Annotated in this window: 14 protein-coding genes and 1 pseudogene; 9 read left to right on the plus strand and 6 right to left on the minus strand. The window is 38.5% G+C overall.

From position 1 onward, the window contains the following. Positions 1 to 260 precede the first annotated feature (260 nt). The 3 genes from ACYPZI_RS02710 to ACYPZI_RS02720 all read left to right on the plus strand — a co-directional run bounded on the left by ACYPZI_RS02710 (position 261) and on the right by ACYPZI_RS02720 (position 3,390). Positions 261 to 1,091: a TerC family protein gene (locus ACYPZI_RS02710; RefSeq protein WP_459598344.1), complete on the plus strand. Its 831-nt coding sequence runs from the start codon at positions 261 to 263 to the stop codon at positions 1,089 to 1,091. Between the two features lie 123 nt (positions 1,092 to 1,214). Next, positions 1,215 to 2,831 (plus strand): ABC-F family ATP-binding cassette domain-containing protein, encoded by a 1,617-nt coding sequence (locus ACYPZI_RS02715; RefSeq protein WP_459598345.1) that lies wholly within the window; start codon positions 1,215 to 1,217, stop codon positions 2,829 to 2,831. A 79-nt stretch (positions 2,832 to 2,910) separates the two neighbouring features. Beyond that, positions 2,911 to 3,390: an LIC11966 family surface protein gene (locus ACYPZI_RS02720; protein WP_459598347.1), complete on the plus strand. Its 480-nt coding sequence runs from the start codon at positions 2,911 to 2,913 to the stop codon at positions 3,388 to 3,390. 324 nt (positions 3,391 to 3,714) lie between these two features. On the opposite strand, the pseudogene ACYPZI_RS02725 reads toward ACYPZI_RS02720, so the two are convergent. Next, positions 3,715 to 5,046: pseudogene (locus ACYPZI_RS02725) on the minus strand (M56 family metallopeptidase); the annotation flags it as partial. Between the two features lie 4 nt (positions 5,047 to 5,050). Next, positions 5,051 to 5,413 carry a BlaI/MecI/CopY family transcriptional regulator gene (locus ACYPZI_RS02730; protein WP_459598349.1) on the minus strand — a complete coding sequence of 121 codons (363 nt, stop codon included), beginning with the start codon at positions 5,411 to 5,413 and terminating at the stop codon, positions 5,051 to 5,053. Positions 5,414 to 5,592: 179 nt separating this feature from the next. Here ACYPZI_RS02730 and recR point away from each other — a divergent pair, with 179 nt between their 5' ends. From recR to ACYPZI_RS02760, 6 genes are all read left to right on the plus strand, one after another. After that, on the plus strand, positions 5,593 to 6,216 hold the full coding sequence (recR, locus tag ACYPZI_RS02735) for a recombination mediator RecR (RefSeq protein ID WP_459598351.1): 624 nt from the start codon (positions 5,593 to 5,595) through the stop codon (positions 6,214 to 6,216). A 36-nt stretch (positions 6,217 to 6,252) separates the two neighbouring features. Then, entirely contained in the window at positions 6,253 to 6,690 is a 438-nt protein-coding gene (locus ACYPZI_RS02740) for a hypothetical protein (protein WP_459598353.1), read from the plus strand. Between the two features lie 9 nt (positions 6,691 to 6,699). Further along, a complete protein-coding gene (locus ACYPZI_RS02745) occupies positions 6,700 to 7,155 on the plus strand; it encodes a BT0820 family HAD-type phosphatase (RefSeq protein ID WP_459598355.1) in 456 nt (151 codons plus the stop codon). Positions 7,156 to 7,359: 204 nt separating this feature from the next. Then, entirely contained in the window at positions 7,360 to 7,896 is a 537-nt protein-coding gene (locus ACYPZI_RS02750) for a GNAT family N-acetyltransferase (RefSeq protein WP_459598357.1), read from the plus strand. Continuing rightward, positions 7,893 to 8,456, plus strand: a complete 564-nt coding sequence (locus tag ACYPZI_RS02755; protein WP_459598361.1) for an L-threonylcarbamoyladenylate synthase — start codon at positions 7,893 to 7,895, stop codon at positions 8,454 to 8,456. Before ACYPZI_RS02750 ends, ACYPZI_RS02755 begins: the two co-directional genes overlap by 4 nt. Further along, positions 8,456 to 9,022: a pentapeptide repeat-containing protein gene (locus tag ACYPZI_RS02760; protein ID WP_459598363.1), complete on the plus strand. Its 567-nt coding sequence runs from the start codon at positions 8,456 to 8,458 to the stop codon at positions 9,020 to 9,022. Before ACYPZI_RS02755 ends, ACYPZI_RS02760 begins: the two co-directional genes overlap by 1 nt. Before the next feature lie 295 nt (positions 9,023 to 9,317). Here ACYPZI_RS02760 and sucD read toward each other — a convergent pair whose 3' ends face one another. The 4 genes from sucD to ACYPZI_RS02780 all read right to left on the minus strand — a co-directional run bounded on the left by sucD (position 9,318) and on the right by ACYPZI_RS02780 (position 14,182). Continuing rightward, the gene (gene sucD, locus ACYPZI_RS02765) at positions 9,318 to 10,190 is read right to left on the minus strand and encodes a succinate--CoA ligase subunit alpha (RefSeq protein WP_459598365.1); all 873 of its coding nucleotides are present in this window, start codon (positions 10,188 to 10,190) and stop codon (positions 9,318 to 9,320) included. Positions 10,191 to 10,229: 39 nt separating this feature from the next. After that, positions 10,230 to 11,363 (minus strand): ADP-forming succinate--CoA ligase subunit beta, encoded by a 1,134-nt coding sequence (sucC, locus tag ACYPZI_RS02770; RefSeq protein WP_459598367.1) that lies wholly within the window; start codon positions 11,361 to 11,363, stop codon positions 10,230 to 10,232. Between the two features lie 746 nt (positions 11,364 to 12,109). Next, complete coding sequence (gene tnpA / locus ACYPZI_RS02775; protein ID WP_459598369.1) at positions 12,110 to 12,571, minus strand: IS200/IS605 family transposase; 462 nt, start codon at positions 12,569 to 12,571, stop codon at positions 12,110 to 12,112. Between the two features lie 147 nt (positions 12,572 to 12,718). Continuing rightward, positions 12,719 to 14,182 carry an NAD(P)H-hydrate dehydratase gene (locus ACYPZI_RS02780; protein ID WP_459598371.1) on the minus strand — a complete coding sequence of 488 codons (1,464 nt, stop codon included), beginning with the start codon at positions 14,180 to 14,182 and terminating at the stop codon, positions 12,719 to 12,721. Positions 14,183 to 14,235 lie beyond the last annotated feature (53 nt).

The following is a 14,235-nucleotide window of genomic DNA, read 5'->3' on the forward strand; positions in this document are numbered from 1 at the left end:
CAGGATGACATGCGACAGTAAGTATTTTAGATTACTTATTCTTGGTTTTCATTATAAAAGAGTTACCTTTAAAATTTCAATACAAGACAACAAGTAGCAGTAATTATAATGGCTCGACTAAAAAAACTATGGGCTCGAGTAAAGCATCTATTTCGTTTGACTAAGACCGACAGGGACTCTGTCATAAAAGAGTATTTAGAAAAAGCAAAATAACTATTTTTTCAGAAATTTCTTTCTTAAATTTGCCCAAAAAGTATAACATGGAAATTTTTGAAACATTTTTGCTTCCTAGTGCGTGGATAGCTTTATTAACCCTTTCGTTTCTTGAAATAGTATTAGGGATAGATAATATTGTGTTTTTATCTATCATTTCCGCTAAATTACCCGCCAAAGACCAACCTAAAGCGAGAACAACAGGTCTTTTGCTTGCTATGTTCTTTCGGATAGGATTGCTATTTTGCGTTTCGTGGCTAATGAAACTGACACAACCTATACTAAGCTTCGACACATCCTGGATCGACGGCTCCATATCAGGGCAAAGTATAATAATACTGGTTGGAGGCCTATTCCTTTTATACAAAAGTGTGACAGAGATACATCACAAATTAGAAGGTGAAAGTGATGCAATACATGGAAAATCTAAAACCGGGTTTATCAGCGTTATTGTACAGATAGTAGCGCTCGATATCGTCTTCTCTTTCGACAGTGTACTTACTGCTGTAGGGCTTGTCAGTTTCAATGAATTTGGATATGCAGGAGCCATGACGATCATGGTGACAGCAGTTGTTCTGGCTGTAATGGTTATGCTCCTATTCTCCGCCCCTGTAAGTAAATTTGTCAACGAGCATCCCACTATACAGATGTTGGGACTCTCCTTCCTTATTCTGATTGGAGTAATGTTGATCGTAGAAGCAGCCCACTTATCCAATCTGTCTATATTAGGCTCTGTTGTAGGAGAAATTCCTAAAGGATATATCTATTTCGCCATTGCATTCTCTCTATTAGTAGAATTTCTAAATATGAAGCTCAGGAAAAAGTCAAAACCTGTAAAGCTTAAAGACTCACAATTGATAGATCAAGAAGAAGAATAAATTTGAAAATGTGCCAATTTGAAAATGTGCCAATTGGCGCAAAGCGGCAGCAACTCGTAACTCATAACTTATAACTTATAACTAATTTTATCTACCTTTGCGGCTTCAAAATAAAAAAAGTAAATGCTGATAATAGATAGTCTCAAAGTAGAGTTAGGCGACAGGATTTTGTTCGATAATATTAGCTATATAATAAACGACAAAGATAAAATCGCTCTTGTAGGCAAAAATGGCGCAGGCAAAAGTACCATGCTAAAGATCCTGGCCGGAGTAAATACCCATTACAGAGGAAGCATTACCGGGCCGGATGGCGTTACGGTAGGATACCTCCCGCAAGTAATGAAGGTTTCCGACGAACGTACCGTGCGGGAAGAGGCTTCGCTCGCATTTTCTCATATTTTCGATTTACAAGCAAAAATCGAAGATATGAACACGCAATTGGAAACACGGACTGACTACGAGTCGGACGACTATGCCAAATTGATAGATGACTTTACACATGCGCACGAGCACTTGGCCATGGTAGAAGGCATTAATTTTGAGGGAGAAGTAGAAAAAGCCTTGCTGGGGCTGGGATTCAAACGCACCGATCTGGACAGGGCGACCAATGAATTCAGCGGAGGATGGCGTATGCGGATCGAATTGGCAAAACTGCTGTTGAGAAACCCTGATGTCATGTTATTGGACGAACCTACTAACCATTTGGATATAGAATCGATCGGCTGGCTCGAGGAATTTATTAATACGCAGGCTAAAGCCGTAGTGCTCATTTCCCACGACCGGGCATTTATCGATGCTGTTACTACACGAACCATAGAACTGACTATGGGACGTATCTACGATTACAAGGTAAATTATTCTAAATATATAGAGTTGCGACAAGAGCGACGCCTGCAACAAATACATGCTTGGGAAGCGCAGCAAAAGCAAATAGCAGAGATAGAAGAGTTTATTGAGCGATTCCGTGCACAGGCAGCAAAGGCTGTCCTGGTACAAAGCCGGGTTCGTCAACTCGAAAAAATGGAACGGGTAGAGATAGACGAGGAAGACAAATCGCAGATACGCATCCGTTTTCAACCTGCAACACGATCGGGAAATTATCCTCTGACAGTGGATATGGTGACAAAAAAATACGACGATTATCTTGTCTTCGAAAACACGAATCTGATGATAGAACGTGGCGAGAAGATAGCTTTAGCAGGAAAAAACGGCGAAGGAAAATCCACCTTTGTGAAATGCATTATGGGAGAAACTACGTACGATGGCGATATTATGCTGGGACACAATGTCGAGATTGGCTATTTTGCACAGAACCAGGCAGACCTACTAGACGAGGAACTTACTGTATTTGAAACTATAGACCGTGTGGCCGAAGGTGATATACGAACACAAATACGGAGTATCTTAGGAGCCTTTATGTTTAACAAAGAAGATTCTGAGAAAAAGGTGAAAGTTCTATCAGGAGGTGAACGTACTCGCCTGGCAATGGTAAAACTTTTATTGGAACCTGTAAACCTTTTGATCCTTGACGAGCCTACCAACCATTTGGATCTAAAGACTAAGGAAGTCCTTAAAAATGCACTGTTAGACTACGATGGTACTGTTATCTTAGTATCGCATGACAGAGATTTTTTAGACGGGCTGGCAACTAAAGTTTTCGAATTTTCAGATAAAAAAGTAAGGGAACATATAGGCGGTATAAAAGACTTTTTGGCTAAAAAGAAAGTTTTATCATCCTAAATATTTGTATATGATGTTTTTTTACTTATCTTTATTGCTAATTGTCAATCTTTTATAAAACTACTAAAAAATGAAAAAAATGAAAAAAGTATTATTTTCGTTAGTTGTTGTGATGTTGATTCTTACATCATGCGGAGCAGATGCAGTAAAATTCAACGATTCGATTATTAAAGAACAGACGTCGATGTTTTCTGCTATAGAAGATTATAGCAATAAACTGAGTCAGGCTGCCACAAACAATTCTTTCGCAGAAATTAAAGCTGTCAGTGATAGCCTTTTAACAAAACTGGATAAAAGTATCGAAGTTATCAAAGGCCTGAACACTCCTTCGGGAGGCGAAAAGTTTAAAGAAGCAGCTATCGATTATTTTGAATCTGCTAAAAAAATTATTACTCTAGGAGAGAAAGCATCTTCTCTAGGAAATGAACCGACAGAAGAACAAGCGACTGCTTTTTATGAAGAGTATAACAATGTTGTAAAGGATGTTACTGAAAAAGAAGCAGCTTTACTTGCCGTTCAAAAAGAATTTGCGAAAGAAAAAAATATGAAATTGCAATAATTGCAATTTCAGCTTCTAAAAAAGGACAGGCTGACCGGAATGATCAGCCTGTTTTTGTTTGACTATATATTATTTAGTAGTAACAATAACGGCTCCCTCTTGTCCCTCTTCACCATATAGCTTAACAGCTTCATCTGCCTTCAATATTGTAATTATTTTTATGTTATTAGGGTTGAGTTTCTTTAAAGCATTGTTTGGTTCCTTCTTCCCATCTATAACAATTAGAGGCGCTTTATTTGCTATCCAGTTTATAAAAGTTGTGTCACCTTCTTTTTCAAAAGGGATTGAAGAAACTCCAGAATTCTGACCAGAACTCTGTGAATTCAAAGTTATTGTCAGATAATTCGATTTATCAACTTTAACTGTCGCACTTTTCATATCGATCATAGATATTGCAAGAGTTGCATCATCGGGAACATCTAATACAAACTTACCATACATATCAGTGATGGTACCTCTTTTTGTACCAACAATCACGACGGAAGCTCCAACGACCGGATTACCTGAAGAGTCTTTTACAATACCGCTTACGCTCTTTGTTACAGATTCCTTTTCAGATTCTTTTATCGGAATATTTGTCATAACAAATACCTCATCTTCTTTTGCAGGAAGAGACGATTTCTTTGAGACCTCAACCTTTTCAGATTTTTTTACAGGAGTTTTTGTGAACTCAAATACATCGGTCGTATCATTTACTAAAAAATTACTTTTTGCAGCATCACTTACTTTTGCCATTCCGGAAAAATCACTAACTTTGACTTCTGCGATTTTGTTCAATTGACCGGAAATTTCGGGGCGGGCAAATGCTGTTATTGCTACTACTGTTACCGGAAGTACATAAAGATACTTCAATCTGGCCCACGGGCTTGATTTTTGTTTTGACATCATGGTTATACGTTTTTTAAGTTTACTGTGATTAAAGCTGTTGGCCATTGAGTAGAGCCTTTTGCCGACAGCTTTTTTTATTAATAATAATTGATAATGTTTAGCATCGATACCTTCTTTTAGCACATACTCGTCCGCTTCGTACTCATGTATATTCTGCAACTCTTGTTTAATAAGCCATATAGCCGGGTTAAACCATTGAAAGACAATACAAATATCGGCTAACAAAATATCTATCGAATGGAGTTTACGCACGTGCGCCATTTCATGCGCCATTATTTCCTTGCCGTTTTCCCTTAAATCATTCTCCGATACTATAATGTAATTCATCCAGCTGAATGGAGATATAATTTTATCGTGTACCACAAGCTTAACCCTGCTATCCGGTTTTTCCGCCCTGCCTTGTTGTAATAAACGCCGCATACATAGCAGAAAATAAACATTCCGAAATAGGAAGAATATAATTCCCGCCAGATAAACAATTAACACCCCGTGTATCCATGTCAAGGAATTATCTGATTGAGTAACAGTTGCAACATTATCCGGTTCGACAAATAACTGGTGAAATTCAACAACAGCCTGATTTACCTGAATCTGAGTATCCATATGAATATTGCAAAATGGCACAATAACAGATAAAACCAGTATGCAAAGAACCGCGATACGATTAAAGCGATGGAATGTATCCCTGTTCAGCAACAAACGGAAGAACAGATAAAATACGACCAGACAGGCTGCCGACTTTAATATATATACAAAGAAATCACCCATAGCACTATTTGTTAGAATTTTCCACGTCCTTTATCAACTGCTTCAACTCTTCCAAAGAAATATCCTCCTCCTGCACCAAAGACGATACCGCACTGAGATACGAATTATTAAAATATTTCTTGATTACACCCTTTAGTGTGCCTTTCCTGAAATCGCTTTCAGATACAACCGGGTAATATTGATAGGTATTGCCAAAAGTATTGTGAGACAGAAAACCCTTTTCCTCCAATCCCCTCACAATAGTGGATAATGTATTGAAATGAGGCTTGGGCTCATCGCAAAAACTCAGTATTTCTTTTACAAACAAAGGACCTTTTTCCCAAAAGAAACACATTAATTCTTCTTCCCTTACAGTTAAGTCTTTCATAATCCGATCATATTTTTCTACAAATAACTATATAATTTAGTTTATAAACTAATATTTTTAGTTAAAAAACTATTTTTATTAGTTGATATATCCTGATAACGTATTTAATGTAGTTTTAACCGCTCTATGGAGAGAAAAATTCTCAATAATTATTATCTTTACGGCCTTAATTAATAATAATGAACCAGAAGTATCCTTCAGCCTTATTAGAGAACGCGGTAAACGAATTTGCCAAGCTTCCGGGTATAGGCAGAAAAACGGCATTACGCCTTATTCTGCACTTGCTGCGGCAGGATGATGCTACTGTAGATAATTTTTCTCAAGCGCTCGTATCACTAAAACATCAGGTAAAATACTGCAAGGTCTGCCATAATATATGCGACAACGAGGTGTGCTCTACCTGCCAGGACAAATCCCGCGACTCTGCCACGGTGTGTGTCGTAGAAAATATAAAAGAAGTGATGGCTATCGAAAACACGATGCAGTATAAAGGCCTCTACCATGTGTTGGGTGGAATTATTTCACCTATCGATGGCATTGGCCCGGCCGATCTTGAGATAGAGAGCCTGGTGGAACGTATATCTACGGGAGGAATTAACGAAGTAATATTAGCTTTGAGTACTACGATGGAAGGGGACACAACTAACTTCTATATTTACAAGAAGTTATCACCATACAATGTAAAAGTTTCGATGATTGCCCGCGGTATTTCCATCGGTGATGAAATAGAATACGCGGATGAAGTTACATTAGGACGATCTATTTTAAACCGTACCCTTTTTAACGAATCGTACAGAATATAAACGAACGAACGAATGAATGAATGAATGAATGAATGAATGAGTAATCAAATAAAAAAATCACATACCCTCCAAATAATAGTTTTTTGGGTAAATATCATTCTCCTGGCAATCGCTCTGCTCTTTGTACTCAAAGCCAAAGGGCCGGACTTTGCTTCTTTTCCGACAACGAACATTGCTTTTGAGAGGTATGCGATCATTCTTACATTGGCTATAATACCAATATCGTTGAAACTTTTTCATTCTTATCACCAGAAAATAAAAAGTTTGAGCCAAGATAAATTTATTAAGAAATATACAATAGCTTACTACTTACGTCTCATCACATTCGACATAGTAGCTATACTTAACCTGACAGGCTTCCAATTGTATAATTCACACAATACAATGTATTTGACAATAATGATTATCTTTGCACTGTTTTTTTGTTATCCGAACAGACAAGCATTACAAAATGAAAAGTCAGAAAATGATTAAACTTATAATATGATTATTGCAGTAGATTTTGACGGAACAATCGTAGAACACGAATATCCGAAGATAGGGCGTCCTATTCCCTTTGCAATCGAAACCTTACAACAGCTACAAAAAGATGGTCACACCCTTCTCTTGTGGTCGGTACGCAGTGGGAGTTTGTTGCAAGAAGCAATGGCCTATTGCGAAAGTAATGGTGTAAAATTTTATGCTGCCAATAGAAATCATCCGGAAGAAGATCCTTCAAAAGCCTCTCGAAAACTTGATGCAGATCTTTTTATCGACGACCGCAATCTAGGTGGGCTTCCCGATTGGGGTGTTATCTACCATACTATTAAAGCAACAGAAAAAGGAGAAAATTCTTTCGAAAAGATAATGATGTCGTCCGGAGAAAATCAATGCATCCGCCGCAGAAAAAAGAATTTCTTCATCCGTTTGGGAGAAATGTTCGAAAAAGACAAATACTGATTAAGAAACTGTTTAAATTTTATACGAATATTTTATTATAATACTATCTTCGTTCATTTTCAGTCTCTTTTTATCTTATTTTTCCCTTTTTTCAGTTTGAATAGCCCGCTATTCGCACTTCAAAAAAGAAAAAATCACTCTAAAAATAGTTCTGAAAATCTGAACGAATAAAATTTAAACAGTTTCTAAAAACAACACTACAATATGCTTTTAAAAAATTCACAATTAAGCCTTCGAGCCGTCGAGCCGGAAGACCTGGAAATACTCTATAAATGGGAAAATTCGACAGAATTATGGATACACGGAAATACTCTTGCTCCTTATTCGAAGCTGGTATTGCGTGAATATATCAATAATGCTATAGAGATGGATATCTATCAAAGCAAACAACTACGGCTAATGATAGACCTTACAGATAAAAATGGAGATATTACCATCGGGACTATCGATCTCTATGATATCGATCCACATAATCGTAGAGCCGGTATCGGAATATTGATCGATGAGATTTATCGTAAAAAACAATACGCAACCCAAGCATTGGAGCTGACAAGAGATTATGCATTCAATTTTTTACGCCTGCATCAAATATATGCCTATATATCGCTAAGCAATACCAAAAGTATCAGCCTCTTCGAAAAAGCGGATTTTAAACATGTCGGCATATTGAAAGACTGGGTACAACGCGGAGAGAGGTTCGAAGATGTGCAGCTTTGCCAGCTTATAAACAAAAGCAAATGAACGAAGATATAAAAAAAGCCTTTGACACGTTGGTGGCCGGAGGCTTGATCCTCTATCCTACCGATACTATCTGGGGAATTGGTTGCGACGCCACCAATGAAGATGCTGTTCGACGGGTTTATGAACTTAAAAAGCGTACCGACAGCAAGGCTTTAATCACATTGTTGGACAGTCCTGCAAAGCTGAATTTTTATATCGAAGATGTGCCCGATGTTGCCTGGGACTTAATAGAATTGGCTGACAAGCCTCTTACTATTATATACGATAAAGCACGGAATGTGGCATCTAATCTGATAGCCGAAGATGGCAGCCTGGCTATCAGAATAACAAAAGAAACTTTCTCGCAAGGGCTATGCAACCGTTTCCGCAAAGCTTTGGTATCTACATCGGCTAATATTAGCGGAGAACCTTCCCCTACCAATTTTAGCGAGATCAGTGATGAAATAAAAAACAGTGTCGATTATATTGTTCAATACCGTCAGGATGATACGGCTAAAGCCAAAGCATCCAGTATTATAAAACTCGGAAAGAGCGGAGAGATAAAGATAATAAGGGAATAATGCCTGTTTTCGAAGATAAAATATTCGATGGAGTTACCTATTCGCCGGGATTAACGAAAGACGTATTCGAAGGCTGCGCTTTCTCTAACTGTAACTTTTCGGAAGCTAAGATTTCATCCTGCAACTTCACCGATTGTACCTTCATCAACTGCAATTTATCTATGACAGACTTTAACCAGTCAACCCTGAACAATGCAGAGTTCAGAAACTGTAAGATACTAGGCGTAAAGTTCAATAATTGTCACGATTTTATCTTCGAAGTACGTTTTGATAACTGTATGCTTGATTACAGCTCTTTTGAGAAACGGAAGATGAGTAAAACCATTTTTAAAGATTCGTCCCTCAAGGGTGTAGATTTTGGCGACGCAGATATAAAGCAATCTAAATTCATAAACACAGACCTCAACGAGGCTATTTTTTACAATACGAATATTCAGGAAACTGATTTTACATCTGCTTATAACTATTCGATAGATTTAAGTCAAAACAGTATCAAAAAAGCCCGTTTTGCCAAAGATGGTTTAGCCGGACTTCTCCATCAGTTCGATATTATTATCGAAGAATAAAAAGAAACCCCTCTCGAAAAGAGAAGGGCCATTTACCCAGTAGTGGTCGGAAGATTTCAATATATCATATGTTGTTGTTTATCAATTCGATAGTTTGTAATCAGGTCGGTAAATATATTTTATGACACTGAGTACCACTGAGCAGACACGGAGAAACACTGAGTTTTTTTAGTCTCAGTGAACCTCAGTGTCTGCTCAGTGGTACTCAGTGTAACTGTTTTTTTCTGATAAAATAAGTTGTAATTAACTAATAGCTAATACTATAAAATCTTCCGACCACTCCTGCCATTTACCGTTATTTTCCTAATTTTTCTTTCAATATATACGGAATCTCCGATGGTTCTTTTGCAACCTGAACTCCGGCCGCCTCCAAAGCTGCTATTTTTTCAGCAGCTGTACCCGAACCGCTTGATATTATTGCTCCGGCATGCCCCATCTGTTTCCCGGGAGGAGCTGATTGTCCGGCAATGAAGCTCACTACAGGTTTTGTTACATGATTCTTAATATATTCGGCGGCTAATTCTTCGGCATTACCTCCTATTTCGCCTATCATAACAATAGCGTCTGTTTCAGGATCATCCTGCAACATCTGCAATAGCTCACGAAAATACAAGCCTACAACAGGATCACCACCCATTCCTACGGCAGACGATTGTCCCATTCCATTAGCAGTCAGGTGATATACCACTTCATAGGTAAGCGTCCCGCTCCGGCTTATAACACCGATATTGCCTTTCCTGAATATCTGTCCCGGAAGAATACCGACCAGGCACTTATCAGGAGACATTAGTCCCGGACAATTAGGGCCGATCAGCATAGCTCCTTTCAGTTGGGTAAAACGATATGCTTTCACGGCATCTAAAGTAGGCACACCTTCCGATATGCAGATTATCAGTTTTATTCCGGCATCGGCTGCCTCCATAATCGCATCAGCCGCAAAACGGGCAGGAACAAATATAATGGATGTATTGGCTTGTGTTTTTTCTATGGCTTCGTATACGGTATTGAAAACGGGAACTCCAAGTATTTCGGTCCCTCCCTTACCCGGCGTTGTACCTCCGACAATGTTAGTACCGTATTCTAACATCTTTTTTGTATGAAAACTACCATCCCGTCCGGTAATTCCTTGTACGATCAAACGTGTTGATTCATTTATAAGTATACTCATGTTATTGATTTTTTAATTATGAATATGAGCTGTAAATTTTTACTTCGAAGCTTCTACAGCCATACGTGTTGCTTCACCCATTGTTTCGGCAACCTTGAAGCGACTCCCTTTCAGCATTTCGCGACCTTCTTTTTCATTTGTTCCGGTCAGGCGGACAATCACAGGAATATCGGTATCCAGTTGCTGAAAAGCGGCTAGCAAACCGGAAGCAACATCATCGCAACGAGTAATACCTCCGAATATGTTAATCAGAACAACTTTCACTTTTCGGTCTTTCAACAACAATTTCATCGCATCTATAACTTTATTCGGATTAGAGCTTCCCCCTATATCCAAAAAGTTAGCAGGAGTCCCGCCGTACAGTTTTATCATATCCATAGTAGCCATTGCCAGACCGGCGCCATTGACCATACAACCGATTTCTCCATCGAGATGAACAAAACTGAATCCTTTTTCTTTGGCATACGTTTCTACCTTTTCATCTTCTGTCGGTTCGAACAACGATAGTATATCCGGCTGACGGTACAATGCATTATCGTCAAATGTCATTTTAGCATCTACAGCAACTAATTCTTCCGCACTGGTAACAACCAACGGATTTATTTCCGCCAAGGAAGCATCCGTATCTATAAACAGCTTATATAATTTTTGCAGAATGTCTGCCATCTGATTGACATAAGCAATGTTATCAAACAAAACAAACGCGTATCTACGGGCCAGATAATCAGGCAATCCAATTATAGGATCGATAACGAACTTATGTATTTTTCCGGGTGTTTCGGCGGCGACTTCTTCTATCTCCATTCCCCCTTCGGCACTCATCATTAATACGACTGCCTTTGAGTTCCTGTCGATAATAAAACTCACATAATACTCTGCCTTTATATCGACACTCTCGCTTACAATAACTTTTGTAACGGGAAAGTCTTTGATGGTCAGTCCTAAAATATTTTTCGCATGATGTAATGCTTCATCTTTTGTTTTAGCCAGCTTTACGCCTCCTGCTTTACCACGTCCTCCGGTCAGAACCTGTGCTTTGACCACAACACACTTTGTTGTTATTTCATCGTATGCCTTTGCTGCCTCGTCTGCTCGATAGCACAGGACATATTTTTTCACAGGGATACCCCAAGACGAGAATAGATCTTTTGCTTGATATTCGTGTATCTTCATGAATGTAAAAAAAAATCAAATGAGTATTAGAAACTATCTTTATGCTAAAAATACAGGGAAGTTTTCTAATAAACCACCTTTTACTCAAATATTTTGAGGATATGCATTATAGAAAATATTTATATAGACGAATACCAATTGTCGTAGGGGCGATCCCTTGTGGCTGCCCTGATATATAATAAACGGGCAGGGACAAGGGAAAATTTGAAAATGAGCGAATTTGAAAATGATAAAATGTTTTCGGCTAACAGCTGACAGCTAACCTCAGTGTCTGCTCAGTGGTACTCAGTGTCATAAAATATATTTACCGACCTGATTACAAACTATTGAATTGATAAACAACAATATATGATATATTGAAATCTTCCGACCACTCCTGGGTCACGGTTACATAATCGCACCGGCGGGGGTAATTTCTTGCCCGTCAGGGCATTCATATCAATAGAAAATAATTTACCGTCTTTTACATAATACCTCGTTAGAGGTTTCACGTTATTCAATGGGTTTAATTTGCCATATTTTTAACCTGTTAAAGTATGAATCCCCTACGGGGATTTGTTGTTGTGTTGTGCATTTTTTCTATTGATATGAATGCCCTAACGGGCAAATCGCATATTGTATTATCTGTTCGTTCGATTAACATAAATGCCCTGACGGGCAAAAAGCGTTGATAATCCGTTAGGATTTTCATATCAATAGAAGATAATCTACCCCTTTTTACATAATACCTCGTTAGAGGTTTCACGTTATTCAATGGGTTTAAAAACATACCGTTCATCGTATTCTATTTCAAATAATTTTAGAAATTCGAGGTACTCTTCCATAAATGTCCGTTTTTTATGGTGCTGTTCTTGTGTTTCTATATAATTTACAACATCGTGAATTTGCGATTTACCGTAACTGAAAGCGCCAAAACCCTCTTGCCACGAAAAATTACCCATTACCAAACGCTTGTCGTTAATCCATAACGAAGAACTGCGTTTTACGTCAGCCATCAAATCTGACGGCGACTGTTTGGGCGACATACTTACCAATGCGTGAACATGGTCGGGCATTCCGCCGATTGTGAGCAATTTATGTTCTTTGTTTGTAATTGTGCCGGTCATGTATTTGTATAATTCGTCTCGCCAACGGTTTTGTATCAAACCCAACCGGTTTTGAACGGCGAAAACGTAATGAATGTAAATTTGCGTATAGGTATTTGCCATATTTTCAACGTATTAAATTGTGAATCCCCTACGGGGATTCGTTGTTGTGTTGTGCATTTTTTCTATTGATATGAATGCCCTAACGGGCAAATCGCATATTGTATTATCTGTTCGTTCAATTAACATAAATCTTGAACAGCCGAAAAATCAGCAGTAATGCAAGTTATCAATAAGGTCTTTACTGTTCATAGCATCCATACCATAGATTTCGGCGGCTCTGTCTCCTGCTAAGCCATGAATATATACACCCAAAATCGCAGCGTGAGAACTATTATACCCTCTTGCCAACAATCCGGTAATATAGCCCGTCAGAACATCGCCACTCCCACCTTTCGCCATTCCACTATTTCCTGTCGGGTTGAAATAACATTCTCCATCCGGCAGGCAGATCATCGTATGCGCTCCTTTTACTATAATAATCGATTTAAGGTTGGAAGCCAGACGACGCACCAAAGCTATTTTTTCTTCCTCGCTATGCCACACTCCTACTAAACGGGTAAGTTCGCCCAAATGAGGAGTAAGGATAGAGCCTTTAGGTATACTTTGTTTCATCTTCGAATTTTCAGATATTATATTCAAGGCGTCGGCATCTATAACCATCGGTTTATAGAAAGCATTTAATAACTTTTTAAAAGCCTCTTCGGTATCGTGCGACTGCCCTAAACCGCAGCCAATACCTACTGACGTATATTTAGATATATTATCCGGTAATTCTGAGAAACAAGATTCATCATCTAAACTAAAAAGCGCGGACGGGTAAGCGGCCTGTACAGAAAATCGCTCTTCCGCGGGTATATGCGTTGTTACCAATCCACAACCCGACCTGAGCGCTGCGCCGGTAGATAATATAGCCGCACCGGCCATTCCTCTGGAACCACAAATAAGCAAGGCATGTCCATAAGTACCTTTATGGGCGAATTTATCCCGCCTGAGTATTATATTATCGATAAACTCTTTCGTTATATAAGTATAAGCAGAGCCGGATCTTCGCAGATATTCCGCACTCAACCCAATGGGCAAGATCTCTATTTTCCCACAAAATCCTCCTGCTTCGGGCAGTAACATCGCTAGTTTCGGAAATTCCAATGTAAGGGTTATATCCGATTTTACTATTATTTGATTTTTATTCCCAAATTCACTTTTCATACCCGATGGCAAATCAATGGATATAACCTTGTTGGGCAATGAATTAATTTTATTAATGACAGACAGCAGCGGTTCTTTTACCTCTCCGGTCACTCCTGTACCCAAAAGTGAATCTACGATAATGGTATCAGCTGATATAAAATCCGGTCCTACCGGTTTTACCTCCATGGGCAAACGATCCAGATTTATTTTCCATTCATCCGTCATAACGGCGTTATCAAAAGCCAAAAGTACGGAACAATTATAACCCTCTTGAGATAAAATACGGGCTACAGCCAAGCCATCTCCTCCATTATTCCCTTTTCCGATAAGGAATAAAAACGGATATTGCTTATTTATATTGACAGATATCCAATGAGAAATAGCATTGGAAGCCCTTTCCATAAGATCTATAGAGGCGATAGGCTCATTCTCTATTGTATACCGGTCAGCCTCTTTAATTTGAGTTCCCGTTAATATTTTCATCTTATCAGGTTTTTAAAGATTTAAAGATTTAAGGATTTAAGGATTTAAAAATT

This window comes from Dysgonomonas reticulitermitis (genome assembly GCF_054601275.1).